At 60.1% G+C, this 26,006-nt stretch carries 21 protein-coding genes and 1 pseudogene; 7 read left to right on the plus strand and 15 right to left on the minus strand.

Translation table 11 applies throughout. The features are described from left to right. Positions 1–64: 64 nt before the first annotated feature. On the plus strand, positions 65–940 hold the full coding sequence (locus ABIE16_RS06775; RefSeq protein WP_057716371.1) for a helix-turn-helix domain-containing protein: 876 nt from the start codon (positions 65–67) through the stop codon (positions 938–940). Between the two features lie 143 nt (positions 941–1,083). On the opposite strand, the gene ABIE16_RS06780 is transcribed toward ABIE16_RS06775, so the two are convergent. The 5 genes from ABIE16_RS06780 to ABIE16_RS06800 all read right to left on the minus strand — a co-directional run bounded on the left by ABIE16_RS06780 (position 1,084) and on the right by ABIE16_RS06800 (position 7,108). Then, on the minus strand, positions 1,084–3,513 hold the full coding sequence (locus ABIE16_RS06780; protein WP_429520756.1) for a TonB-dependent siderophore receptor: 2,430 nt from the start codon (positions 3,511–3,513) through the stop codon (positions 1,084–1,086). Positions 3,514–3,750: 237 nt separating this feature from the next. After that, positions 3,751–4,740 (minus strand): FecR family protein, encoded by a 990-nt coding sequence (locus ABIE16_RS06785; RefSeq protein ID WP_223501285.1) that lies wholly within the window; start codon positions 4,738–4,740, stop codon positions 3,751–3,753. Continuing rightward, positions 4,737–5,315 carry an RNA polymerase sigma factor gene (locus ABIE16_RS06790; RefSeq protein WP_057716374.1) on the minus strand — a complete coding sequence of 193 codons (579 nt, stop codon included), beginning with the start codon at positions 5,313–5,315 and terminating at the stop codon, positions 4,737–4,739. The genes ABIE16_RS06785 and ABIE16_RS06790 overlap by 4 nt, the downstream gene beginning before the upstream one ends. Positions 5,316–5,538: 223 nt before the next feature. Further along, on the minus strand, positions 5,539–5,946 hold the full coding sequence (locus ABIE16_RS06795; protein WP_057716375.1) for an HPF/RaiA family ribosome-associated protein: 408 nt from the start codon (positions 5,944–5,946) through the stop codon (positions 5,539–5,541). A gap of 214 nt (positions 5,947–6,160) precedes the next feature. Next, positions 6,161–7,108 carry a LysR substrate-binding domain-containing protein gene (locus ABIE16_RS06800; RefSeq protein WP_349733663.1) on the minus strand — a complete coding sequence of 316 codons (948 nt, stop codon included), beginning with the start codon at positions 7,106–7,108 and terminating at the stop codon, positions 6,161–6,163. Positions 7,109–7,243: 135 nt separating this feature from the next. Here ABIE16_RS06800 and ABIE16_RS06805 point away from each other — a divergent pair, with 135 nt between their 5' ends. Both ABIE16_RS06805 and ABIE16_RS06810 read left to right on the plus strand, forming a co-directional pair. After that, the gene (locus tag ABIE16_RS06805; RefSeq protein ID WP_057716377.1) at positions 7,244–8,620 is read left to right on the plus strand and encodes an L-serine ammonia-lyase; all 1,377 of its coding nucleotides are present in this window, start codon (positions 7,244–7,246) and stop codon (positions 8,618–8,620) included. Positions 8,621–8,929: 309 nt separating this feature from the next. Continuing rightward, on the plus strand, positions 8,930–9,244 hold the full coding sequence (locus ABIE16_RS06810) for a DUF3509 domain-containing protein (RefSeq protein ID WP_429520757.1): 315 nt from the start codon (positions 8,930–8,932) through the stop codon (positions 9,242–9,244). On the opposite strand, the gene ABIE16_RS06815 is transcribed toward ABIE16_RS06810, so the two are convergent. Beyond that, positions 9,241–9,741: a phosphate-starvation-inducible protein PsiE gene (locus ABIE16_RS06815; RefSeq protein ID WP_057716379.1), complete on the minus strand. Its 501-nt coding sequence runs from the start codon at positions 9,739–9,741 to the stop codon at positions 9,241–9,243. The genes ABIE16_RS06810 and ABIE16_RS06815 overlap by 4 nt on opposite strands. Positions 9,742–10,017: 276 nt before the next feature. Here ABIE16_RS06815 and ABIE16_RS06820 point away from each other — a divergent pair. Further along, positions 10,018–10,257, plus strand: a pseudogene (locus ABIE16_RS06820) (YebG family protein); the annotation flags it as partial. 188 nt (positions 10,258–10,445) lie between these two features. Here ABIE16_RS06820 and ABIE16_RS06825 read toward each other — a convergent pair. After that, the gene (locus ABIE16_RS06825; RefSeq protein ID WP_057716381.1) at positions 10,446–11,465 is read right to left on the minus strand and encodes a Glu/Leu/Phe/Val dehydrogenase family protein; all 1,020 of its coding nucleotides are present in this window, start codon (positions 11,463–11,465) and stop codon (positions 10,446–10,448) included. A gap of 183 nt (positions 11,466–11,648) precedes the next feature. Between ABIE16_RS06825 and ABIE16_RS06830 the strand changes: the two genes are divergently transcribed. Further along, positions 11,649–12,452 (plus strand): SirB1 family protein, encoded by an 804-nt coding sequence (locus ABIE16_RS06830; RefSeq protein ID WP_429520758.1) that lies wholly within the window; start codon positions 11,649–11,651, stop codon positions 12,450–12,452. 57 nt (positions 12,453–12,509) lie between these two features. On the opposite strand, the gene maiA is transcribed toward ABIE16_RS06830, so the two are convergent. From maiA to hmgA, 3 genes are read right to left on the minus strand one after another with little or no spacing between them, the layout of a single operon-like run. After that, positions 12,510–13,145 carry a maleylacetoacetate isomerase gene (gene maiA / locus ABIE16_RS06835; protein ID WP_429520759.1) on the minus strand — a complete coding sequence of 212 codons (636 nt, stop codon included), beginning with the start codon at positions 13,143–13,145 and terminating at the stop codon, positions 12,510–12,512. Positions 13,146–13,157: 12 nt separating this feature from the next. After that, positions 13,158–14,462 carry a fumarylacetoacetase gene (gene fahA / locus ABIE16_RS06840; RefSeq protein WP_429520760.1) on the minus strand — a complete coding sequence of 435 codons (1,305 nt, stop codon included), beginning with the start codon at positions 14,460–14,462 and terminating at the stop codon, positions 13,158–13,160. A gap of 3 nt (positions 14,463–14,465) precedes the next feature. Further along, positions 14,466–15,770, minus strand: a complete 1,305-nt coding sequence (hmgA, locus tag ABIE16_RS06845) for a homogentisate 1,2-dioxygenase (RefSeq protein ID WP_429520761.1) — start codon at positions 15,768–15,770, stop codon at positions 14,466–14,468. A gap of 163 nt (positions 15,771–15,933) precedes the next feature. On the opposite strand from hmgA, the gene ABIE16_RS06850 reads away from it, so the two are divergent. After that, positions 15,934–16,719, plus strand: a complete 786-nt coding sequence (locus tag ABIE16_RS06850; protein WP_429520762.1) for an IclR family transcriptional regulator — start codon at positions 15,934–15,936, stop codon at positions 16,717–16,719. A gap of 3 nt (positions 16,720–16,722) precedes the next feature. Here the strand turns inward: ABIE16_RS06850 and ABIE16_RS06855 are convergent, their stop codons facing one another. From ABIE16_RS06855 to ABIE16_RS06870, 4 genes are all read right to left on the minus strand, one after another. Beyond that, entirely contained in the window at positions 16,723–17,412 is a 690-nt protein-coding gene (locus tag ABIE16_RS06855; RefSeq protein ID WP_057716387.1) for a hypothetical protein, read from the minus strand. A gap of 172 nt (positions 17,413–17,584) precedes the next feature. After that, on the minus strand, positions 17,585–20,131 hold the full coding sequence (locus ABIE16_RS06860; protein WP_429520763.1) for a LuxR C-terminal-related transcriptional regulator: 2,547 nt from the start codon (positions 20,129–20,131) through the stop codon (positions 17,585–17,587). A gap of 141 nt (positions 20,132–20,272) precedes the next feature. Continuing rightward, positions 20,273–21,643, minus strand: coding sequence for a DUF1329 domain-containing protein (locus tag ABIE16_RS06865; protein ID WP_340315209.1), 1,371 nt, complete (start codon positions 21,641–21,643; stop codon positions 20,273–20,275). A 23-nt stretch (positions 21,644–21,666) separates the two neighbouring features. Then, a complete protein-coding gene (locus ABIE16_RS06870; RefSeq protein ID WP_429520764.1) occupies positions 21,667–23,460 on the minus strand; it encodes a DUF1302 domain-containing protein in 1,794 nt (597 codons plus the stop codon). A 579-nt stretch (positions 23,461–24,039) separates the two neighbouring features. Here ABIE16_RS06870 and ABIE16_RS06875 point away from each other — a divergent pair. Beyond that, on the plus strand, positions 24,040–24,810 hold the full coding sequence (locus tag ABIE16_RS06875; protein WP_429520765.1) for an N-acetylmuramoyl-L-alanine amidase: 771 nt from the start codon (positions 24,040–24,042) through the stop codon (positions 24,808–24,810). Positions 24,811–24,884: 74 nt separating this feature from the next. Here ABIE16_RS06875 and ABIE16_RS06880 read toward each other — a convergent pair whose 3' ends face one another. Then, positions 24,885–25,796: an SDR family oxidoreductase gene (locus tag ABIE16_RS06880; RefSeq protein WP_057716392.1), complete on the minus strand. Its 912-nt coding sequence runs from the start codon at positions 25,794–25,796 to the stop codon at positions 24,885–24,887. Positions 25,797–26,006 lie beyond the last annotated feature (210 nt).

Below are 26,006 nucleotides of genomic sequence, written 5' to 3' on the forward strand. Positions count from 1 at the left end.
GGCAGGCGCACGTCTACGGAGTAGGATGCAAGCCGTTGGATGCAGGTGTTAGAGAGCAACGATCATGGCGGCACTGGATACCCTACAAGTCTTTCAAGCCCTCAACCGCTCGCCGAATGCTCGCCTTGAGCACAGCGCCGAGCTCGGTGACGGCTTGTCTGCAGCCTTGTGGAGCAATCACCACGACGCTCAGGAATACGAAGCGCCCAGCCACCACACGCTGTCCTGTTACCTTGCCGGCGGCACCGGCACCTTTCGCCGCGACCAGCCCGGCAACAAGGGTGGTCCGGACAAACTGTGCATCCTCCCCGCCGATCACCAGTCAGGCTGGGTGATCAATGGCGATATTCGCCTGGCACACCTGTATTTCAGCCCCGAACAATTTGCCCTTGGCTGCGTCACCCTGCTCGATCGCGAGCCACGGGAAATGCAGCTGCGCGAGCAGACCTTTCTCGATGATCCGCAGCAGGCGCTGCGCTTTCGGCAGTTGGTCGCCTTGAACTGGGACGAGCCGGGCGAGCGCCTGCTCACCAGCAGCCTGGCTCACGAACTGCTCAGCCATGCCCTGCTCAGCCAGGTCAACGTGCGTCAGGGCTTACGCCTTAAAGGCGGGCTGGCCGCGCACCAGCGCCGGCATCTGGTGGAGTTCATCAACAGCCATCTGGACGAGGCCATCAGCCTCGGTCAATTGGCGGCGTTGTGTGCGTTGTCCGAATACCACTTCGCGCGGATGTTCCGCGAAAGCTTCGGCTTGCCACCCCACCAGTATGTGCTGGCGCGGCGCCTTGACCGGGCGCGGGAGTTGCTGCGCACGACCTCGCAGCCTCTTGGGGAGATTGCACTGGCTTGTGGTTTTGCCAGCGCCAGCCATTTCACCAACCGGTTTCGCCAGACACTTGGCGGGACGCCCGGCGAGTATCGACAGGCGTTTTTGCGCTAGACCCGATTTTTTTATCGCCTGTACTGCCGCCTTCGCGGGCAAGCCCGCTCCCACAAGGTTTGGTGGTGCTTACCTGTTTTGTGGCTACCCTATTCCCCTGTGGGAGCGAGCTTGCTCGCGATGAACGATGACACGGTCTATCGTCAGAACTCCAAGGTACTCGACAACGTCACCTGCCGCGAATCCCCCATCGACACAAAGAACCGACTCGCCGCCGAGGTGTAGTAGGTGCGATCGAACAGGTTCTTCACGTTGAGCTGGAACTTGACCTTCTGCCCTTCGACCCTGGTGTCGTAGGTGGCAAACGCATCGGCCACGGTGTAGCTCGGCAGGTCGAAATCGTTCACCGCGTTGCCCGCGCGCTCACCCACATAACGCGCCCCGGCGCCGACCCGCAGTTGATCACCGCCAATGACGCTGCCGAAGTCATAGACGGCCGACAACGAGCCGCTGTTCTTCGCCACGTTCTGCAACTGATTGCCTTTGTAATCCGGGTCTTCGGTGACTTCGGCATCGGTATAGGCGTAGCTGCCGATCATGCTCCAGCGATCGGTGAGCTGACCGCTCAGGTCCACTTCCAGGCCACGGGAACGCACTTCACCGGCGGCACTGTAAATCGTGGTCGGACCTTCGGCGTTGGCCACCAGCACATTGCGCTTCTTGATGTCGAACAGTGCGATGTTGCCGGTAACGCGGCCCGGCAGATCAAGCTTGGCACCCAGCTCCCAGGACTTGGCTTCTTCCGGCGCGATACCGCCGTCAAGCACGGTACTGCTGCCGCTCAATGGCGCGATGGTCGAGTTGGGTTTGAACGACTCGGTGTAGCTGCCGTAGAACGACAAGGCATCGGTGTATTTGTACACAAGGCCCGCGCGCGGCACCCATTTCTGCCCGTTGCTGTCGGTGTTGGCGTGGAACGGTACGCCTTTGCCGGCGTACTGGTCGTACGCCTGGAAACGCGCGCCGGCCACCAGAATCCACTGGTCGGTGAGGTGGATGGAGTCTTGCAGGAAGACCGAATCGCTGCGCAGTTCATCGGTTTGTGCGCTGTCGGGCGCACTGACGGTGGTGCCCGGCACTTCCCGTCCATAAACCGGATTGACGTAACTGAATGTGGTCAGGCTTTTCTGGCGGATCAGGTCTTCGCGGTAGATCTTACGGTACTCATCGTCGATACCGAACAGCAGGTCATGCTGCATGCCGAGCACATTCACGTTGCCTTCGAGGCTGGCGGTGGTGAAACGGTCGGTGCTGATCGCATTCTGGGTGCCGTCCATGCTGCGGGTCAGGGTGCCCTTTTTGGTGTCGATGGCGGTCACGCGCACCTGGCTGGCATCGTAGGTTTCGCGGTTCCAGCTGTAGCCAAAATGGGCTTTCCAGTTGTCGTTGAGTTCGTGATCGGCCTCGAAGTGATAGAGGTCCGAGCGCCCTTCCATGTTGTTGAACGGTTCGTCGAGACGCTCGTTGCGCGAGATGTCCAGCGGATGGTTGGTCCGCGGATCGATCAGCGTGCCGCGGTCGAACGGTGTGAGGAATTCGCGGTGCTCATAGGAGAACAGCAGCTTGGTGCTTTCGCCGTACCAGGCCAGCGACGGCGCGATCAGGCTCTCGCGATGCACACCGAAGTTACGCCAGTAATCTTCGTCTTCGTAGTCCAGCACCATGCGGTAGGCCAGTCCGGAATCGCCGAGGGCCCCAGTGCTGTCGAGGCTGCCACCGCTGCCGTTCTTGCCGTCGTCATAGCTCGAACCGCGCGCGGTCAGCGCGTTGTACCGCTCAAGCTCGGGCTTCTTGCTGACCATATTGACCACGCCACCCGGATCCTGGATGCCATAGAGCAACGAGGCCGGGCCCTTGAGCACTTCGACCCGGTCCACGCTGGCGTTGAGGCCACGACCCTGCACGATCGGCATGCCGTCGCGCATGATCGAGCCGTTACGGTTGTCGCCAAAGCCACGGACCATCACCGAGTCCTGGGTGCTGCCCAGGGTGTTGGCCTGGGTGATGCCGCTGACATTGGCCAGCGCGTCATCGAGATTGCGCGGCGCCTGGTCGCGGATGACCTGGGCCGGAACGACGTTGATCGTCTGCGGGATCTCCTGTACGGGGGCCGAGGAGCGCATCACTGAAGTGATGGGTGGCGGTTGATAGCTCATGGAGTCATCCATCACCGAGGTGATAGTGGTCGCGCCCAGGTTCAACGCCCCTTCAGTCGGCCGTGGTTCCAGTGCAATGGTGTGGTCGTCGGTGCGACGGAACGTCAAGCCCGAACCAGTGAGCAGACGTTGCAGAGCCTGTTCGGCGCTCATCTGGCCATTGATGGCCGGCGCATTGAGACCGTACGGTGCCTCATCGCTGTAGACGACGCTGATGCCGGTCACTCGGCTGAAATCGCTCAGGGCCTGGGGCAACGGTTTGGCGGCCAGCGCGAAATTGAATTGCCCACGCGACTGACTGCTGCCTGCCTCTGCGGCCAGCGCTACGCTCAGCGGCAACAAGGACAATGCCGAAAAGCTCAACGCAGACACACCCAACCATTGTTTGACCGAACCCGATTTTGCCCTGGACTTCATGACTCATGACCTGTGTAGAACCGCAACGGATGCGAATGACTCGCAGTTTCAGTCACTACACGGATGGCAATCGGGTTTACCTCAGCAAAAACTGAAAATATTTTTATTTGAGTGGTTGGGTGTCTGATCTGCCGTCATCGCGAGCAAGCTCGCTCCCACAGGTATTGAGTCGGTCACAATATTGGGGCAACACGTAACCCTGTGGGAGCGGGCTTGCCCGCGAAGAGGCCAGCAGCTTTAGCGCAGAATAATCAGATGCCCCAAAACCTGATGCTGCTCAAACCCCAACACCCCCTGCAACGAACTCAACACCGCCTGCGGGTTCCTGCTCGGAAAGCTGCCACTGACCCGGCGCCTCGCCAGTTCATCATTGAGCAACACGATCCGTCCGGGGTAATAGCGCGCCAAATCCTGTACCACGTCGGCCAACGTCGCCTTGTAGTAATTGAGCCAGCCCTGGCGCCATGCCAACTGCGCTTCGCTGTCCACCGAGTGGAGTGTTTGCGCCGAGCCTTCGCCATAGGCCACTTGCTGGCCGGCGGTGAGCACTTGCTGATCGGCTTTCTGGTGCGCCGTCACGCCAACCCGTCCCGACAGCACCGTGACCTGTGCACCGTGGGGCTGCAAACGGACTTCGAACTGCGTGCCCAGGACCCGCGTCTGGCCTTTCTCGGCGTCCACCACAAACGGCTCGCCGGTATGGGTAACGCTGAAAAAGCCGGCGCCGCGGCGCAGTTGCACATGCCGCTCACCGCGACTGAAATCCACGGCGATGGCGCTGTCGGCATCCAGTGTCACCTGCGACTGATCGGCAAGGATAACGGTGCGAATTTCCCCCGGTGCCGAGACGTAATCCGCCCCCAGGTCATCAATCCAACGCATAGGCTGCCAGCCTGTACCGACACTGATCATCAACAGCAGACACGCGGCCATCGCCAACGCACCGGACCAACGCCCGAGCGTGCTACGCCGCGGCTTGTCCATGGCGTTGAGATAGCCCTGCAAGGCAAAAGCGTCTTCATCGGCGAGTGTGCGCGCCGGTCCTTCGCTCAACTCCCACAGGACCTGCGCCCGGGCATAGGCCTCGGCATGGGCGGGGTCGGCCTGCAACCATTGGCTGAACGTCGCCTGGTCACCGCTGTTGGGCTGGTCATGCAACAGGCTCAGCCAGGCCAGCGCGGCCTGCTCCTGCGCCGGCGTCGGGGTGACGCGTTTGAAGTCGTTCACGGTGCTGTCCCTGGCGTACGCGGTTCGGGTTCCCGAAGGCTGGCCTTGCAGGCTTCGAGGGCGCGCATCATATGTTTTTCCACGGCACTTTGGGACAAGCCCATGGCCTTGGCGATCTCGGCGTATTTGCGGCCGTGAATGCGATTGAGCAAGAAGATCTGCCGCGTACGCTCCGGCAAGGCGCGCAACGCGGCTTCGACATGGCGCAGATCGTTGCCCGCCTCCAGCGCCGCTTGCGGTCCGCTGCCATGGCTGTCTGGTGATTCCACCATCAAACCTTCGCTGGCCCGGACCCTCGTGCCTTCACTGCGCAAGTGATCGATGGCGATGTTGCCGGCGCAGCGCAGCAGGTAGGTGCTGAGTTCCTCGACTTGCACCAACGGCCGCCGCCAGAATCGCAGGAACAAATCCTGTACCAGGTCAGCCGCCGTCGCCCGACAACCGACACGCCGGCTCACCAGTGCTTCCATTTGCGAACGCTGGGAGAGAAACACCTGGAGAAAATGCGCACGGTCCCCGCGCAGTGGATCGCGCTCGATATCGCGGGGTTCGGGGGCGGAGTGATCATCGTTCATGTTTCGACCTGAAAACCGGGGAGGCCACGACAGCGTCAGGGGACCGGAAAGGCCGCAATATTAATGATAAATATTCTCATATGCAAAAGGATCGGGTGCAGCCCTTTATTACGCCCGTTGGTTGCACCAATGGCATAGCCATGGAATCCAAAAGCCACCGAAAACAAAACGGGCCTGCAATGCAGGCCCGTTTTCATGGGAAGGTAAAAAAGTGAATCAGGTGTCAGCCGTTAAGCGCTGCCTGTTCGTTCTCAAGAAACTCTTCTTCCAGCAGATGGTCGGCATGGGCGGCACTCTCGATGGGCACCACATTGGCTCGTTTGCCGCGTAATTTGCCGAACATATGCTCCAGCGCATGTTCAAGTTTGGTAGCCGCTCCGTCGATCGCCTGCTCCATGGTGGAGGCTTTATGGGTGACGGAAATCGGTTGATGGCCTTTTGGCCGCGCCTCCAGCTGGCAGCGCATGTCGTGGGGACCCGGCTTGTCGCCGTTCTCGTCCCGCAGGTGAACCTCGACTCGTGTCAGGTCCTCTTCGTAGCGTTCGAGCGTGCTCTCAATGGTCGTACGTACCCACTCCTCCAGTCGTTTACTGCCTTGAATATGGTTATCGCTATTGACTTGGATTTGCATAGTTCATCCCTTATTTCAGCTAGCTCGCGAGAGGCCGGTCAGCTAAGCCCTTGGGCGTCATCACCGTGACCTCTTACTTACACAATCGGTCTGTACGCTGAACAATTCAACCCCCTAAAAAAGATAAATTTTCAATCGCAAAAAAAGCCGGACAACCGGTAAAAGCGCTGTTAAGGTCGGGAGTTGGGTCGCCCTGCTCTTACGTAATAATTGCTCACATTTGCCGCTCCCCCAACGGGTGCAGGCTGCGAAAAGCACCCGCCTCCTCCACCAACCAATCGTGCACCGCGCGCACACCCGGATGGCTCAACGCCCCCGGTGCGTAAAGCAGCATGTAGCGCTTGTGATTGGGCACCGCCAGGCCGAACGGCACGATCAACGCCCCGCGCTCCAGCTCATCGTTGAGCAGTGTCCGTCGAGCAATCGCCACCCCCATCCCGGCGATGGCCGCTTCGATCGTCAGGTGATTGCGATTGAAGGTATGCCCGCGTCGCACATCCGCACCCTCGAAGCCGATGGCGTTGAGGTAAAACTCCCATTCCGCGTACTCGTAGCTGCCGCGCCAGGCGGTGATGTCGTGCAGCAAGGGAAAGTGCATCAGGTCCGCCGGACCATGCAGTGGTGGACGACCACGCAACAGGCTCGGCGCGCACACCGGAAAAATCTGTTCATCAAGCAAGGCTGTGGATAACAGTCCCGGATAACTGCCGTCGTTCAGGTCGATCGCCAGGTCGAAGTCACCTTCATGCAACGGCACGCTGCTGTCCTCGGCCACCAGGCGCAACTGGATGTCCGGAAAACGCTGCTGCAAACGCGGCAGTCGCGGCGTCAGCCATTTACTCAGGAACGACGGAATCGAACGCACCCGCAGAATCCCGCTGATCATGCCCGCGTCCAGTCGCCGCAATTCCGCGTCGATGCTGCCAAAGGCCTCGTTGACGGTTATGGCCAGGCGCTGGCCCTCTGCGCTCAGCTCCACTCCGCGGGGGCGGCGGTGAAACAGGCGAAAGCCCAGGCGTTCTTCCAGCTGGCGGATCTGCTGGCTGACCGCCCCCGGTGTGATGTGCAGCTCTTCGGCGCAGCGGGTGAACGACAGGTGCCGCGCGGCACAGGCAAACACGTTCAGCCAGACATACGTCTGGGCGTGTAATTGACGGCTCATCGTTTAGTCCTGCTAAAGGATGTCTTAGGAATTTTCGTTGGTCACGCAGGCTCGTGACAGGCAGTATCGCCCAAATTGCGCTTGTCCTACAGAAATGGCAGCGATTTCCCTTCCATTGCGTGTGCAGGCTTTAGCATGGCTATCAGTGTTTTCGATCTCTTCAAAGTGGGTATCGGCCCGTCCAGTTCCCATACCGTCGGTCCGATGCGCGCTGCCGCAACCTTTGCCCAAGCGCTGGTCGATCACGGTTTTCTGGCCGACGTGCGACGCGTGGAAATCCGTCTCTATGGTTCTCTTTCAGCGACCGGCGTCGGCCACGCGACGGATCGCGCCTGCGTCATGGGCCTGATGGGCGAATGGCCCGACCGCATCGATCCAACCACCATCGACAGCCGCATTCACACCCTGCGCGAAACCGGCAAACTGTGCCTTGCAGGCGTTGCGCAAATTGCCTTCGACTGGCAACGCGATCTCCTGCTACTGGACGAAAGCCTGCCCTACCACCCCAACGCCATGTCCCTGACAGCCTTCGGTGAAACCGGCGAACTGTTCGAGCAGACCTACTACTCGGTGGGCGGCGGTTTTATCATCGAAGCCGCCGAAGCCGAATCCGGGATCGCGCCGGCCGGCGACGTGGTGCTGCCTTACGATTTCTCCAGCGCCGCCGAACTGCTCAAACTCTGCAACGAGCACGGGCTGCGAGTGGGCGAACTGATGATGGCCAACGAACGGGCATGGCGCAGTGACGCGGAAATCCGCCAGGGCCTGTTGCATATCTGGTCGGTGATGCGCGAATGCGTCGAGCAGGGTTTGCGCCACGAAGGCATCTTGCCCGGCGGCCTGAGTGTTCCGCGTCGAGCGGCGAAACTGCATCGCAGCCTGCAGGAAATCGGCAAGCCGAATGTCATTACGTCCACCTTGTCAGCGATGGAATGGGTCAACCTGTACGCCCTTGCCGTGAACGAAGAAAACGCGGCCGGCGGGCGCATGGTCACGGCGCCGACCAACGGCGCGGCGGGGATCATTCCGGCGGTGCTGCACTACTACATGAAATTCAATGCCGATGCGTCTGACGATGACGTGGTCGCATTTTTCCTGGGTGCAGCTGCCGTCGGCATCCTGTGCAAGAAAAACGCTTCGATCTCCGGTGCCGAAGTCGGCTGCCAGGGTGAAGTCGGCTCCGCTTGCGCCATGGCCGCCGCTGGCCTGGCAGAGGTGCTTGGCGCCACCCCGGAGCAGCTGGAAAACGCCGCCGAAATCGGCCTGGAACACAACCTCGGCCTCACCTGCGACCCGGTTGGCGGACTGGTGCAAGTGCCGTGTATCGAGCGCAACGCGATCGCCGCGGTCAAGGCCATCAATGCCACGCAAATGGCCCTGCGCGGCGACGGCAAACACTTCATTTCCCTGGACCGGGTGATCCGCACCATGCGCGACACCGGGGCCGACATGCATGACAAGTACAAAGAGACGTCGCGGGGCGGACTGGCGGTGAACTGGGTGGAATGTTGACCGTTTTGGAGGCACGTCGAGGTTAATTGCCCTGAAACGTGCAGAAAACGCGGCCCCCCGTAGGAGCGAGCTTGCTCGCGAAAAACCCTCAGGCGCCGCAAACCATCTGGTTTGACGCGTTATCGTTCACGACCATCGCGAGCAGGCTCGCTCCTACAGAACGTGTTTTTTGTCCGACAATTTTCCGGCATGGGCCTTGCTACTTCCATGCTGGAACAATGATGGCGAGATGGCCGGTGGTCTGGCGTTGCGAACCAACCCGATCATGGCCGGTCAACAACTGCACGTTCAATCAGGCGGTGACGCATCATGGACAACCCTTTCCAGCTCATTACCGATGCCTTTGCAGCGGATTACCAGATCAACCTGAGCATTCAGGGCCTGGACGGCCGCATCATGCTGACCCTGTCCAACAGTGGCCGCGTGGTGGCCAAACGCATGATCAGCGCCGAACAACGCAATGACCCCGAGCGCCTGAAACGATTGGTGCAAAGCATTCAGTTCGGCATTGCCATCGAACAGGGCCACTGCGCCGTGGCCATCCTCGAATCAATGACCGACGGCGGCACGCGCAGCCTGCCCCCACCAGCCAGTGACCGCCACCGACCCACCATGGGGCTTTAAAGCTCGCCCTTTTCTACTTCCGGATGTTCACTGGAGCCCTTACCTGTTTTGCGGTGCGGGTTCTCAATCTTCACCGAAGGAAATTGCGACGAAGCGTAACGCACCACCAGAATCGCAAACGCCAACAGCAGAATCCCGCCGCACAGGTAGATGATCCCCAGGTCCGGCGGGTTGTGGTGCGAAACGTTGGAAATCAGCAGCCGCGTCAGCGCGGTGATCGCCACGTAGATCAGGAAGCGCACGGGCATGTGGTTGGTCTTGAAGTAAATCCCGACCATCGCCCCCAGTTCCAGGTAGATGAACAGCAGCAAGATGTCATCGATCTTGATGTGCCCTTCTTCGATCATCCCGAGAAATTCCATCACCGCCGCCCATGCGGTCACCGCACCAATGGCGAACAACGCCAGGTAGTGAAAGGTTTCGACAAACAGATTGCCCAGGGACTCGGCCAGTTCATGCACGTTCTGCCGCAGTTTTTCGGCCCAGTTGATTTTCACGATGATGCTTCCTTAGGTCGGCTCGACCGGATGATGCGGGTTGGACGTGACGGTTTTTCTGCATGCAGAAAAAAGGCCAGCCCATGATGGCGAGCCGCTCGGGATTGTGCGCCGTGGCGTTTGGTCGCACCTGTGCAGCGCCTCGCCTGACAAATCCCGAATCCGGTCTACATTAAAAAGCCACTACCCAAAAGGCAGGGATTCGCTTATCCTTTAGCTGTATATAGATACAGTAGTCGAAATCGACAACCAATGTGAAGGCATGTGAGGTGGTGAATGGCCGTCGAAGTGGTATACCGCAGCAGCCGAGATCTGGAGCGCTTGTTCATGGATAAAGCCGAAGCTGACCGTCATGACAAAATGCTCGAACTGGCCGAATTGCTGGCTGAAGTGTTGCAAAAAGCCGTTCCGTCCCTGACCGAGCAGCAAGTGGAAGAAGCCGGGATCTACATGGCGAAAAATCGCGACGTGTTCGCCAAGGCGTTCAAGAGCCAGCCGGACGCCCTGTCCGAACTGCTCAGCGCACCGGTTGAAGTCGCACAACCTGTTGCGGCAACCGAGGTCGTTGAGGCCGCTGAGCCGGTCACCCCGGCCAAGCCTGCCAAGGCCCCAAAAGCCGCCAAATAGGCAAAGCCCGAATTGAACAGGCCCTGAGTCGAATGACCCAGGGCCTTTTTCATGCCTGTGGAAAACTCATGCCAGTTTCACCGGTACAACACCTTCTCCGCCAACTCGTCGGCTACCCGTGCGGGGGAGCGTTTTTCCGCCTGGGCGTGGGCGAACACTTCAGTCAGGCGCGAGCTGATTTTCGACAGGTGCGCGGTGATGGTCGACAGTTCCTCGCCGCGGTGCTTGAGCGACACGTAAATCAGTCCGCCGGCGTTTATCACGTAATCAGGTGCGTACAGGATGCCGCGACGTTCCAGTTGGTCGGCAACATCCAGATGGGTCAGCTGATTGTTCGCCGAACCGGCCACTGCCGAGCAGCGCAGTTGCGTCACGCTGTGGCTGTTCAGCACTCCGCCCAAACCGCACGGAGCAAGAATATCGCAAGGCGTACTGAGCAGTGCGTCGTTGGCGATGGGGTGAGCCCCGAGTTGCTCCATCGCCAGTTGCACCTTGCCGTGATCGATATCGCTGACCAGCAGTTCGGCCCCGGCGGCGTGCAACTGTTCTGCCAGGGCATAACCGACGTTGCCCAGGCCTTGAATGGCGACGCGCAGGCCTTCGAGGTTATCGCTACCCAGTCGCGCCATCGCCGTGGCGCGAATGCCGGTGAATACGCCCATCGCCGCGTGTGGCGCAGGGTCGCCCGCCGCGGTGGTGCTGGTGACATGCTGGGTCTGCTGGGCGATGCAATCCATGTCCGCCACTGAGGTGCCACTGTCGATGGCCGTGATGTAGCGCCCGTCGAGCTGATTGATACAGCGCCCGAAGGCTTCGAACAGCGCCGCGCGGTTGGCCACATGAACGGGGCGAATGATCACCGCCACGCCGCCGCCCTGGGCCAGGCCGGCCAGTGCCGCCTTGTAACTCATGCCTTGGGCAAGGCGCACCGCATCCTCGACCGCAGACTCGTCGCTGGGATAGGCAAGGTAACGACAACCACCCAGGGCAGGCCCCAGCCGGCTGTTATGAATGGCAATGACCGCCTTCAACCCGGTGACCGAGTCAACGCTCAGATGCAGCGATTCAAGGCGAGTGCTTTGCATGAGAGCGAACATCGTAGGGCTCCCGAATCACTTCTTGTAGTCGCCAGTATAGGCTTGCGCCCAAAAATTGCAGAAGCGCACCGGAATAAGCACGGCCCCGATGCAGGCTTTCGGAAATAACCCGTGGTCGCTCTTGTACGGTACTGGACGAATGCCGGAGAGGGGGCTAAAACGAGGCATTGCCCGGAGATTTTGATGACCCCGCGCCAATCGTTCTTCGCCTGTCTGCAACGTTCACCGCCCGCGCTGTTCGAGGCGGCACTGTGGATTGCGGCCGAGCACGACAGCGAGGTGGAACCGCAAGCGCTGCTGGCCGATTTCCAGGCGTTGCAACAACGGGTCAGCGGTGGCTTGCCGATGCTGCCGGTCAGTGAACTGGCCCAACCGCTGCTGCGGCGCATGAATGACCTTGGCTTCGCCCAGGACGACTTCACGCCATTGCGCCCGCAAGTGGCACTGCTCGACAAGGTACTGGAGCGCCGACGAGGACAACCCTTGACGCTGGGGCTGATTGCGCTGGAGTTGGCCAAGGGCCTGGAAATTCCCATGGTCGGGGTCAACTTCCCCGGGCATTTCCTGCTGCGGGTGCCGGGCGCCGATCATTTGCTCGACCCCTGCGGCGGCCGTCGCCTTTATCCCAACGATTGTCGGGAGTTGTTGCTCTGCCAGTACGGCCCGAACATCAAGCTCAGCGCCGAGCACCTGGAAACCGCCGAGCCAGTGCAGATGCTGCAACGGCTGTCGCGCAACCTGCGCCAGTTGTACCTGTCCCACGACGACGTCATCAATGCCTTGATCGACGCCGAACGCGTCCTGGAACTGGGCAACGCCAGCGCCGCCGACTATCTGGCCCGGGCCAGCCTGTACCAACGGCTGGACTGTCCGAACGCCGAGCGTTTTGACCTGGAGCATGCGCTGCTGCTCAGCGACGATCCGATCCAGCGGATTCGCCTGACGGAGCGGCTGGGGCATTTGCCGCCGAACTCCATCGTTCACTGATCACAAATCATTGTGGGAGCGAGCCTGCTCGCTCCCACATTGGAACGGTGTGAGGTTTCAGGGCGTGTCTGGCTGGTTCGCCGGATGCGCCTTGATGAACGCCGGGTGCGTCGCCGCCAATGCCGCCACTCGCCGGATGCGTGGATAAGCCTCAAGAGAAACATTGAAACGCTCGGCCGCGTACAGCTGCGGGATCAGGTAGACGTCCGCCAGCCCGGGTTCGGGGCCGAAGCAGTAACCGTCATCACCGATCAACTGCTCCACCGTGGCCAGCCCTTGGCCGATCCAGTGACCGATCCACTCCACCACCTGCGGTTCGTCGTGGCCCGACTGGCGCAGCCGATTGAGCACGCTGACGTTGTGCAGCGGGTGTACATCGCAGCCGATCACTGCCGCCACGCCGCGCTCGTGAGCACGGGCAGCCAGGTCTTTGGACAGCAGCGGGACCTGTGGAAAACGTTCCTCCAGGTACTCGATGATCGCGGGAGACTGGATCAGCAACTCGCCTTCATCGGTGCGCAAGGCCGGCACGCGGCCCTGCGGGTTGATGCCCAGATAAGGCGGCTGACGATGCTCGCCACCCTGCGGTGCGATCAGGTTGACTGGCAAGGATTGATAATCCAGGCCCTTGAGCGCCAACGCGATACGCACCCGGTACGAAGATGTCGAACGGTAGTAGGTATAGAGTTCCATGCCCCGCTCCTGTTAGCGCGCCGGCAGCACTTTGCCGCGGCATTCGCCGAAACCGATGGAAGCAAAACCGTCGCGGCGGCAACGGCCGCGCAGGATGATTTCGTCACCGTCCTCAAGGAATTTACGCACCTCGCCCGAGGCCAGTTCGATCGGCTTTTTACCGCCTTCGGTGATTTCCAGCAGGCTGCCGAACTGACCGCTCTGCGGCCCCGACAGCGTGCCCGAGCCGAACAAGTCACCCGCCTGCAATTGGCAACCATTGACGCTGTGGTGCGCGACCATTTGTGCCACGGTCCAGTACATGTGCCCGGTGTTGCTCAGGGTCAGGCGATGGGCTGGCAGGTTCTGTTCACGCATGGCCTCGGTGAGCAGCAACACTTCCAGTTCGATGTCGAACGCGCCAGCGGCTTGGTCGCGCTTGTCGAGCAGGTACGGCAGCGGCTGCGGATCGCCTTGGGGACGTGCAGGCTGGGCACGACGGAACGGCTCCAGCGCTTCGGCGGTGACCACCCACGGCGAGATGCTGGTGATGAAGCTTTTCGACAGGAACGGCCCCAGCGGCTGGTATTCCCAGGCCTGGATGTCCCGTGCCGACCAGTCGTTGAGCAGGCAGAAACCGGCGATGTGGTCGGCGGCGTCGCCAATGGCAATCGAGTCGCCCATGTCGTTACCCTGGCCGATCCAGATGCCCAGTTCCAGTTCGTAGTCCAGGCGCGCGCAAGGGCCGAACGTCGGTTCGCTCTGACCGGCCGGCAGCGTCTGGCCTTTCGGGCGGCGCACATCGGTGCCGGACGGGCGAATGGTCGACGCACGACCGTGGTAGCCGATTGGCACGTACTTGTAGTTCGGCAGCAACGGGTTGTCCGGGCGGAACAGTTTGCCGACGTTCTGCGCGTGCTCGATGCCGACGTAGAAGTCGGTGTAATCGTTGATTTTCGCCGGCAGGTGCATCTCGCAATCCGCCGCCAGTGGCAGCAGTTTTGCGCCCTGGGCTTCGATCTTGCCGTGCAGGGTGCTGCCCTCGGCGAACAGTTCCAGCAAACGCTCGCGCAGCGCGACGCGAGCCTCGCGGCCCAGTTCGAAGAACGCATTCAACTGGCCGCCACAGGTGGCCTCGACGGCAGCCTTCGCGGCGCCATTGAACAATCCGGCCTCCAGGGCCGCTTGCAGATCAAAGATATGCTCGCCAATCGCCACGCCACTGCGCGGTGCCGAGCCGTTGAGGCTGAACACGCCCAGCGGCAGGTTTTGCAGGGGGAAGTCCGCGTGGCCGTTGGCGGATGCAACCCAGCTGCGAGTGATGGAAGTCTGCGTCATGGGTTATCTCCGGGTCGGGTCGAAAGTGGCGGGCAGCGTAGCCCAGCAGGCGTCGTAGGTGTTTTGCAGTTGCGGGCAATCAAGGGCGAAACTGCTTGGGCGCAACACCTGGCTGGTCTCGAACATGAACGCCATGGTGTTGTCGATTTTCGCCGGCTTTAGCTCAGCGTTGATCGCTTTGGTGCAAGTCTCTCCGTCGGGACCGTGGGCGCTCATGCAGCTGTGCAACGATGCGCCGCCGGGCACAAAGCCTTCAGCCTTGGCGTCGTATTCGCCCTGGATCAACCCCATGAATTCGTTCATCAGGTTGCGATGGAACCACGGCGGACGGAAGGTTTTCTCGGCCACCATCCAGCGTGGAGGGAAGATCACGAAGTCGAGGTTGGCCAGGCCGTGAACGCTGGTCGGCGAGGTCAGCACAGTGAAGATCGACGGATCGGGGTGATCGAAACTGACGGTGCCGATAGTGTTGAATCGGCGCAGGTCATATTTGTACGGCACGTTGTTACCGTGCCAGGCGACCACGTTGAGCGGCGAATGATTGAGCTCGCAAGCCCACAACTGGCCGAGGAATTTCTGCACCAGCGTGGTGGGTTGTTGCAGGTTTTCGTAGGCCGCCACCGGGGTCAAAAAGTCCCTCGGATTGGCCAGACCATTGCTGCCAATCGGCCCCAGGTCCGGCAGACGCAGCGGTGCGCCATGGTTTTCGGCGACGTAACCGCGGGCTTGCGGGTCGAGCAGTTCGATGCGGAATTTAAGGCCGCGAGGCAGTACGGCAATTTCCAGCGGCTCCAGTTCAAGCACGCCCAGTTCCGTGGCGATGCGCAGGCGCCCCAGTTCAGGCACCAGCAACATCTCGCCGTCAGCATTGAAGAACGCGCGCTCCATGGAACGGTTGGCGCGGTAGTTGTAGATGCTGATCCCGGCCGGTTTTTCTGCGCCCGAGTTGGCGGCCATGCTCACCAGGCCGTCGATGAAATCGGTCGGCTCGACGGGAATGTCCAGCGGGTTCCAGCGCAGGCGGTTGGGGGTCACCTCACCCAGCGGGCCGCCGGCCAGTTGCCGGTCCAGTTTGACGAATGCCGGATGATTGGCCGACGGCTGAATGCGGTACATCCAGGTCCGTCGCGCTTCGCTGCGCGCCATGGTGAACGCCGTGCCGGAGAACAGTTCGGTGTAAAGGCCGTACGGGGCTTTTTGCGGGGAGTTCTGGCCGACAGGCAGTGCGCCGGGCAACGCTTCGCTGCTGAATTCGTTGCCGAAGCCTGACTGGTAGGCCAGCGCTGGCGTCGTTGAATCGGGGTTCATGGAGCCTCCTGAACAGGGAGTCGGCAGTGGCCGCTCGCTCTGTTGCAGAGGTCGAGGCACGCCTGGGTTGTTTTTATCGTAATTTGATTACGCATAACGTAATTTGATTGGTATTGACCGTCAAGCTATAAAGACGCCCATTCGTCCCGGGATCCCAGCCACCATGGAAAAAACCAGCGACAACAACGGTAAACAGAAAGTCCGCTCGGCCGAGGTTGGCACCGACATCCTCAAGGCCCTGGCCGAGTTGTCGCCTTCGACTTCGCTGTCGCGCCTGGCCGAACACGTGCAGATGCCGGCGAGCAAGGTTCACCGCTATTTGCAGGCCTTGATCGCCAGCGGATTCGCCGAACAGAACGCCGCCACCAACCATTACGGCCTGGGCCGCGAAGCCCTGCGCGTAGGGTTGGCGGCACTCAACAGTATGGACGTGCTGAAAGTCGCCGCCCTGCCCCTGGCTGAACTGCGCGATGACTTGAACGAAACCTGTTTCCTGGCGGTGTGGGGCAATCAGGGCGCGACCGTGGTGCATATCGAACCGGCGGTGCGTGCGGTGACCGTGGTGACACAACTGGGCTCGGTGTTGCCATTGCTCAGCTCTTCGACGGGACTGGTGTTTGGCGCCTACCTGCCTGCGCGTGAAACCGTGGATCTGCGTGAACAGGAACTGCAAAACGTTACCGCCCACGCCTTGGCGGATGATCAGGCCTACACAACGATGTGCGAACAGATCCGCCATCGGGGCCTGCATCATGTGCATGGACTCTTGATGCCCGGAGTGGATGCCTTGTCGGCACCGGTGTTCAACGCCATGGGCAGGATCACGGCAGTACTGACCGTGGTCGGGCCGACCTCGCTGTTTCATGCCGATGAAAACGGCCCGGCGGCGCAGCGGTTACTGGCTGCGACGCGGGCCGTCAGTTGGAGAATGGGCTACGAAAGTCCCTGAGTATCAGATCAGGAAATCCGGAGCAATTTCGATTACAAGGTCACTGATGTCCTTGATCGTCAGTTGCGGATGCAAATCAGATTCCCGGGAACTGTAGGCGATCGAATAAACACCCAGTCCTTCGCCGTGATAGTAAGGAATTTCATCATGTTGAAAATGAGCAAAGATATCTTCGGCCAGACTTCTGGATTGAAGTATCTTTCGCCCGTCCGACTCAGTCACAAAGCTGGTCAAGTACACATTATCAATATTGATTTCCGGGATCTGATACTTTAACGCTGCGTGGACCTGCTCGATACCAGAAACCTTGACCGAGCGTTTTGAGAGGTTGATTGAGGGCGCATCGGTCAACCAACGGACGGTATCCATTACTATTTCTTCAAACTCTAGCAAATCCAGCCCTTTAACCTGATACTCCGGCTCGAAAGAATAACGCCGTTTGAAGATTCCATTGATAACCTGGACATAAGTAGGCAGCGACTCTTTCTCAACCCACTCCAGCGTCTCATCGAATAACGTCCTGGACTCAATGACGTCGGCGTCAATACTCTCACCCAACGTATTCAGATAGGTCGTGAACGGGTTGATCCCGAGTTTCCCCAGGCGTTCAACCAACAGCACCTCGACGGCGAAATCCGCACGAATACGCTTCAATAGAACAATTTTACTGGTAGAAAAAAAACTGTCACTCATACAGACTTCCTGTCACGGTTAAAGAACCGAGCATCCTGCTCGAACTGTCGTTCAACATACTGACATCGCAAACACTTGCTTGTTTGTCAGCGCCGACGACCATACTAATCAACACAGTTATTTATGCACGCGACCATATGTTTTAATTCATTTCCCGACTAAAAACCAACAACTACCAGGCCTGCATTATAAATCCCAACTTCTTTGCCATGGCAACTGCCTGTGTACGCCGTTCCACACCCAACTTGCTGTGAATGCGCCGGGCATGGGTTTTCACCGTATGCAGCGAAATGAACAGCTGCTCGGCAATTTGCTGATTGGAATTACCCTGGGCAATCAGGCCGAGCACTTCCAGTTCCCTACTGCTCAGCAGGCTGGCATCCGGGGCCAGCGCGGTCACCGTCTCCTCGCCTTGCAAACGACAGATCAGGTTCGGCTGGCGCAAGTTCAAATCCCGCAATGCCTGTTGTCCCTGACAACGCTTGACCAACGCCAGCCCGGCCTCCAGCGCTGCGTGAGCCGTGTCCGGCTCACCCGTCAGGTCCGCCACTTCGCAGATTGCCAATTGCAGTTCCGTTTCCAGCGCCAGCATGGCGTGTTGTTGCGCGTGTTCGAGTAACGCCTTGAGTCGATCCAGTGGACGTTGCACCAGTTGCAGTTGAGCCTCGGCCAACACCAACTGGTATTCGATACGCGCAATCAGTTGCAGCGTGGCCGGTGGTGCCTGGCGCGCGTTGGCCCCACGATAATGACGCAAGACCCGGGTCAGCGCTTCCCGGGCCAGCTCCGGGCGCCCTTGTTGCAGCCAGAAATGACTGCTGATTTGCAGCAGCACGCCGCGATAAACCGTGTCGGGGATCTGCCGTTGCTGCATCAACCGTTCGGCCTCGCGCAGACGATCAAATGCATGGGCGTAATCACGTTGGTTGGCCGCCAGTTGCGCCTGCCCGAGAAACCCGTACAGCACATGCTTGTCCTGACTGTGGAGGCAGTCATCGAGGCCCGCCTGGAAACATTCACCGGCCAATTCATCCTGGCCCTGGCACAAGGCCAAGCGCCCACGTCGCAGGGCGATTCGTCCCAGCAGCGGCGTCGGTCGATCAGCCTGCCGTCCGAGCATTTCATGGATGTCGGCCAGCAACTGGCCTGCTCGCCGCGGTGCGCCACGCTGCTCCAGCAACTGCGCATGATCGAGTTCGAGCAAGCCTTCAAACAGCAACGAGCCTTGCGCCCGTGCCAGGCACAGGGCATCACGATTGAAGGCCTGGGCGGCATCGAGGTCGGCGTTGAGCAGTGCTTGCTGGGTCAGCCCGGACAGACACAACAACCGTGCGGGCCATGCCTCGGCCGCCAGTTCGTCCAGCGCCTCGATAAAATGCGCCCGTGCCGCCGGCAGGCGTCCCTGCAAATGCAGCAACCAACCCTGTTGCGCCTGCCAACGCGCCAGCAGTTGGCGTTGCAAGGATGCCGTCGGCTGCGGGGCAAATCGGGACAGTTGCCCAATGCAGGCAGCCGCCTGCTCGAAACGCCCGGCAAACAGCAACGCCGCGGTGATCAACCCCACCCGTTGCGGCGTGCCCAGGGTCAACTGTTCACCCAGCTGCTCGTGCAGCTTGAGTAACCAGCTGACGTTCTGACGCTTGAACAGATGCTCAAAACTGAAGTGTTGCAACAGGCTGACCGCGACCTCGTGCTCTTGCGCCAGCAACGCCTGCTCGAAGGCGCCCTGCCAGTCTTCTTCGGCGCTGAACCATTGGCACGCGCGGCGATGCCAGGAGCGCCCGGCCGGGGTCGGTTCTTCACGCATCTCCCGGGCCAGTGGCTCGAAGACCCGCAACCACTCGACGGAGTCTTCCCAGGGTTCAATGAAGCAGCCCATGTCCTGCAACGCGTTCAGCCACTGCGCGCCCTCACCCGTGCCGAAAAGATGCTCGCACAAGCTGGCGTTGAAGCGTGGCAGATGAACCAACACCTTCCAGACCTCAACCAACTCCGACGGCAAAGTGTTGAACAACTCGTGTTGCAGATAATCGAGCAATGTCGCCGAACGCCCCTGCTCACCCGACCACGGACAACCATTGAGCAATGCGATCCGCACGCCAGCGCACCAGCCACCACTGCGCTGAGCCACCCTTTTGGCGGTTTGTGCCGCCAGGGCCGGCTCGACATGACCGAGCAACTGCCCGACCTCGGCCTCGGTAAACGCCAGCGTCCGGCCTTCGCACTCGTACAACTCATCATCGAGCAGCAGCCGCGGCCAGTTGCAGGGTGGTCGTCGACGGGAGCTCAGCCACCAGGTCAGCGCCGGGCTGTCGACGGCCAACAGGCGATCGAGCATCCGGTCGAGTTCCGGATTGGGTGCTCGACAGTAATCATCGATAAACAGCCAGGTCGGTGCCTGTAATCGGGCCAGATGCGCCAACAGCCCGGGCTCATCCGTCGAGGGCAGACCCAGCGCTTGCGTCAGGCGCAATAGTAAATCGGCTGCACTCAACGACGCCCCCGCCAGCGGCAGCCAACAGATCCGAGCGTGCTCCGGCGCCCGCAGCAGGCATTCGGTAAGCAACGCGCTCTTGCCACTACCGGCCGGTGCGCAAAGCAACTTCACCCGAGCGGTCGAAACCAGCATGGGCTCGATCAGTCGCTCGCGGGACAGATGATGGGACGACAGTCGGGGCAGGAAGCCAGGGCGGTCCAGACAGTGCGTCATTGCAGTCATTGTGGTGCGCCTTTTTTATAATTCTGGCGCCACCCTAGCCCCCTCCCGAGCGCTTGTTGAAGAAGTATTCAACACACTGATCGACCGCTATAAAAAAGGTGACCGCAAAGTCACCCTTTTGTGTAAGACCCTGTAGGAAACCTACCTGACTCCCGTGCTCCGCAAGGCTGCTGGAGTGTAGTCCCCCGCTTTTGCATCGATATTGAATTCGAAGCTGCGTTTCTCTTCGTTCTTCATTCCCAGGGCGATATAGCGACCGGCGATCAGGTCATAGAGCGCTTCGACGGTGTAGGCCGGCACCTGGTGATCGTAGTAGAACTGGGCATGCCCTTCGGCGACGCGCCAGAGTTGGCCACGCCCGTCGTAGTGGTCGGCCAGCGCCACTTGCCAGCTGTCTTCGTCGATGTACATGTGGCGCTTGGCGTACACGTGACGCTCGCTCGGCTTGACCGTGGCGACGACTTCCCAGACACGGTGCAACTCGTAGCGGGTCAGGTCCTGATTGATGTGCCCGGCCTTGATCACATCGGTGTACTTGAGGTTGGGCGAGTCGAGCTTGTAGCTGTTGTAGGGAATGTACATCTCCTTCTTGCCGATCAGTTTCCAATCGTAGCGATCCGGCGCGCCGGAAAACATGTCGAAGTTATCGGTAGTGCGCAGGCCGTCGGATGAGGTGCCAACACCGTCATAAGCGACCTGCGGCGCACGCCGTACCCGGCGCTGGCCAGCGTTGTAGATCCAGGCCTTGCGCGGTTCCTTGACCTGGTCGAGGGTCTCGTGGACCAGCAACACGTTGCCCGCCAGCCGCGCCGGCGCGGTCACTTCCTGCTTGAAGTAGTTGAGGACGTTATCGTCGCTGCCCGGTTTCAGATCGCTGAGCAACGACGGCACGGCGACTTCGTCCTTGAAGCGGATCACCGTGAAGTCGCCATTGGACTGCGGTGTTGCCTGGGTGATGGTGCGTCGCAGATTGCCGCCGTGGTAACGAGTGACATGGTTCCAGATCACTTCCACGCCATTCTTCGGAATCGGGAATGCGTAGTAGCGATTACCAGTGAAGTTGGCCAGACCGTTACCCTCGTTGATCGGTGTTACGTTCAGCGCACTGCGCTTGGCCGACTCATAGATTTCTGCCGGTAACGCCACGGTGCGATGGCTCGGGTAGACCGGAATCTTGTAGGTCTCTGGATAGCGCTTGAACATTGCGATCTGGCCGTCGGAGAGTTTGTCCTTGTACTTGTCGACAGTCGCCGCGGTGATCACGAACAACGGCTTTTCGTTGGCGAACGGGTCGGCCAGGAAACCTTTGCTGTCCACCGCGCCAGCGTTTTTCGGGATGCCGCCGGTCCAGGCCGGAATCGAGCCATCGGCATTGCCGGCCTTCTCGGCACCGAGCGGTGTAAGGCTGGTGCCGAGCGTGTTGGCTTCTTGCGGCGACACCGCCGCCATCACGTTGGCGGCCAGCAGACTCAGGGCCAGAACGGTGCCCAATTGCAGAATCATCTTGCGCATTGAATTCATCCTTTTCAGCCAGATCAGAAGTTCACACCAAAGCTCAACGCCACGAAGTCACGGTCGGTGAGGACGTTGTAGTCGCCGCCGAAAAAGTCGGTGTAACTGAGGCTGGCGGTATAGGTGTTGCGATAGTCCGCATCGACACCGAGGCTGATGGCCTTGGCGCCTTCGTTGAACAGACCGTTGGGACCAAAGCCCGCGACGTCGTGGGACCACGAGAGGTTGGGCCTGACGTTGATCCCGGCGATGAGGTTGTTGTAGTCGAGGATGGCCCGGGCGCGATAACCCCATGAAGTCGAGGTTACGAAGCCGTCGGTATCGCCGCCGAATCCATACTGGCCATACACCGAGTCGCGGCCGTAGCGCAGTTTGCTGCGCGCCTCCAGACCACCGACCCGAACCACCGCCGCCTCGCCCACCAGGGTCAGGCGATCCGCACCCGCGACCTGATCGATGAAGTGCGTCAGGGTGCTCTGGATCTGCGTCACTTCCTTGCGGCGATAGCCTTTGTTGTCAGCCCCGGGTGACGTGGCGATCGGTGATGCCGCACCACCTGCAATCGGATTGAGCATGGCCAGGGTCAGGTCATTGGTGTTGACCTGCACCGGGGCGTTGGGACGGTAGCTGATTTCCCCGCTCCACGCGGTGCCGGTGGACAAGGTGGTGGCGAAGCTGGCACCGTAGAGGCGGATGTCCTCCGGGTATTCGAGGTAATACTGGCCGCGACCGAGCATCACACTTTGGGCCAGGCCTGAACCGGTGCCGGGCGCGATGCGGTTGGCGGTGGCAACGATTCCCGGAATGCTTGCCAGCGTACCGGGGCCGGCGGTGGTGGTCCCGACATTCGGTGAACGGCTGTGGTAGTTCATGAAGTACAGGCCGTACTCGGTGTCGTCCCCCAGCCAGCGCAGCGCCGTACCCCACTGCCCGGAATCCCGGGCATCGCGGTCACCGCCACGGGGCACGATCACCCCCTCCTTGCTGACCTCGAAGCCCTGACCAAAGGCAGCCGCAATCGGCTGCAAGGGTGCAATGGCCGGGTTGGCAACGGTGTAGCCCTTGTTGCAGCCGTCCGCCACCACGTCGACACCAAAGAAAGTGCCGCAATTATCGACGACCGTCTGGTCCCATTCCAGTTGATAGAAGCCTTCCACGGTCAGCTTTTCCGTCAGCCCCTGGGAGGCAAACAACATGTTGACCGGGATCAGGCCTTCCTTGATCTCGGCGCCAGGACGACGGAACGCGGACACGTCGACCGGATTGATGCTGTTGATCGAGTTGCCGATGAACGTGCTCTCCCCCCAACTGACCACCTGCTTGCCGGCGCGGACCGTGCCCGGCAAATCGGCGAGGGAGTAGTTGTGATAGACGAAAGCGTCGAGGATTTGTCCGCCTGAAGACTTGGCGCCTTCTTTGCGATTGTGATCGCTGATGTCCTTGAAGGGGCGGCTTTCATCCTTGAGTTCAAAGTCGTACCAGTACTTGCCTCGCACAAACGCACCGGTGTCGCCGTACTTCAGTTCGAGGTCGTGAATACCCTTGAAGATCTTCGAGAAGGTTTCACCTTTCTTGAAATTCAATCGCCCGTCGTCACCGGTCGAAGACTGGCCGGAGCCGCCGTTGACGATGCCCACCAGGGATTTATCCGCATCACGCATGCCCCAGCTCGCGCCGACCGACAACGAGGAGTCGAACGTCCCCTCGATCTCCCCGATGTTGAATGAAAGGGCCTGCGCCTGGGCGCAACAGCCTAATGCGACTGCAACCGCCAGCGCCTGCGGTGTGAAGATGGCGCGCATTGTTGTTTTTGTCATGCGTCTTCCCCGGTGAGTGACAGAAGGCCTCACCCTACTGCCGGGCACCGGGGTCGATAAGCGCACCAAGGAGGTATTCGTGGTGTACCTCTAAAGGATGACTGGCACAGACGACGAGCACCCGAATCCTGACTGTTGCCGGGGCTGCAACAGTGCATGTCGGGAATTGGTATTTTTCCTACAGCGCCGAGGGCTTATTCTTACCTCACTGTCACAGTAAACCACCGCAGGCACCCTGTACCCGCCTGCGCCGTGACTGAGAGACTTCAGATGAATCGAGGATTCGGTTCGTCACCCTGTGTTCACTGACGTTGATTTGTAGCTCCTGATCCAACGTCTTACTTTGGCCGCTGCGTTTGCAGCGGCCTTTTTTATGGGCGATGGTTTTTGATAATTAACAGCTGCCAGTCAGTGACCCCGGAGCATCCAGGTAAAACTTCTCATGCCTACATTTCTTTCAGAAAGTACCTACAAGCATAGGTAAACACCAAAAGCACTCGAGTCTTTAAGTTGAACAGCAAGTCGGCGAACGACTTTTATCTTCGTCCGACTTCAAACTTACTTATTGCGAGTGCAACCATGAAATCCATCAACTACATCCGGTATCGTTCAACCAGAAGTTTCAACAGTCGAATACGCTTTCTGATTCTTCACTACACGGCCGCTGACTTTTCAAGTTCTGTCAATGCCCTGACTGGCCCCAATGTCAGCGCGCATTATCTGGTTCCAGATATCACGGACCCCAGTTACCTGAAGGCCGGCCATACCGGGCAGGAAGTTTTCAGCCTGGTGGATGAAACCTATCGCGCGTGGCACGCAGGTGTCAGTCAGTGGGGTAGCCGCAGCAATCTGAACGATACGTCCATCGGCATTGAAATCGTCAACCTGGCGACCGACAACAAGGGCGAATTCACCTTTCCGCCGTATCACCCCGAGCAGATTGTTGCGATTGAACAACTGGCGCTGAGTATCCTCATGCGCTACCCGGATATCACGCCGACGCAGGTTCTGGGCCACTCCGATGTTTCGATCGGCCGCAAAAGTGACCCGGGGCCGATGTTTCCCTGGCGGGAACTGTACTTGAAAGGCGTCGGCGCCTGGTTCGATGAAACCACTCGGGACGAGTATCTGCGCCAATACAACACATCGGGGGTTCCAGCCCGAAGCGAGTTGCTGGGGCTGTTCAAATCCTATGGATACGATGTTTCGGGGGCGTCCACGGAAGGCGGTTTTCAACAATTGGTGCGGGCATTCCAGATGCATTTTCGCCCGGAAAACTTCGATGGAAAAATGGACGCGCAAACAGCCGCCAACCTGAAGGCGCTGGTCGTCAAATACTTTCCCTGCTGACCATTGGCAAACCGCTTTGCAGCCGACAAATGCAACAACCGGCAAGGTCAGTCAATGTGACCTTGCCGGTGGTATCAAAGCGTATATTTCTGCAAATTCCCCATCATTTCCTTCAGCGCTTCGATGTTGTCCTTCGGATGCGCCGCGCCCTCGAAGTCGCAGATCTGCTGCCAGTGCGCCGCCACGTCTTCCGGGGAGAAGCCGGCCCGTGGATCGAAACCGATGCCGAGGCTGCGCTCCCAGCGGACCTTGCCCATCCAGCCGCCGCCGACTTCGAACAGACCGGAGGTTTCCTGACAGTTCTCGCTGGCCAGGTACACCACCAGCGGGCTGACCAGTTCGGGTTTGAGCTGTTCGAAGACTTGCGGCGGGATCAGGCCTTCGGTCATGCGCGTGCCGCCGGTGGGGGCGATGGCGTTGACCAGGATGTTGTTCTTGCGGCCTTCGATGGCCAGGGTGCGGGTCAGGCCATAGAGACCGAGCTTGGCCATGCCGTAGTTGGACTGGCCGAAGTTGCCATAGATGCCCGAGGTCGACGCGGTGAAAATCACCCGGCCGTAATTCTGCTCGCGCATGTGCGGCCAGGCGGCGCGGGTGACTTTGTAGGCACCTTCGACGTGGACGCGGTAAACCAGGTCCCAGTCGGCGTCATCCATTTTGTGGAAGGTCTTGTCCCGCAGGATCCCGGCATTGTTGACCACCACGTCGACGCGACCGAAGACGTCCAGGGCGTGCTGGACCAGTTTGTCACCGTCAGTGACCGAGTCGTGGTTGGCTTCGGCAATGCCGCCGGCCTCGCGAATCTCCGCGACCACGCGGTCGGCGGCCGAGGCATTGGCGCCTTCGCCCTGGGCCGAGCCACCAAGATCGTTGACCAGCACCCTGGCGCCCTGTTTGGCGAACAACAGTGCATGCGTCCGTCCCAGGCCGCCACCGGCTCCGGTGATGATCACGACTTTATCTTCGAAGCGCACAGACTCATTCATGGGGGGGACTCCAGCAGGCCAAGGGACAGTGAGTCCGAGTTTCAGGCACGGCGCAGCGGGTCACAATGAACACGGGAGAGGCTGAATGGTGCGCGATAAGGCAGGGGGATGATTGATAGAGAAATGGACACGAACCCTGTGGCGAGGGGGCTTGCCCCCGTTCGGCTGCGAAGCAGTCGTAAACCGGCTAAACGCGTTATACCTGAATCA

This window comes from Pseudomonas sp. 2725 (assembly GCF_050434585.1).
GTDB classification, from domain to species: domain Bacteria; phylum Pseudomonadota; class Gammaproteobacteria; order Pseudomonadales; family Pseudomonadaceae; genus Aquipseudomonas; species Aquipseudomonas jessenii.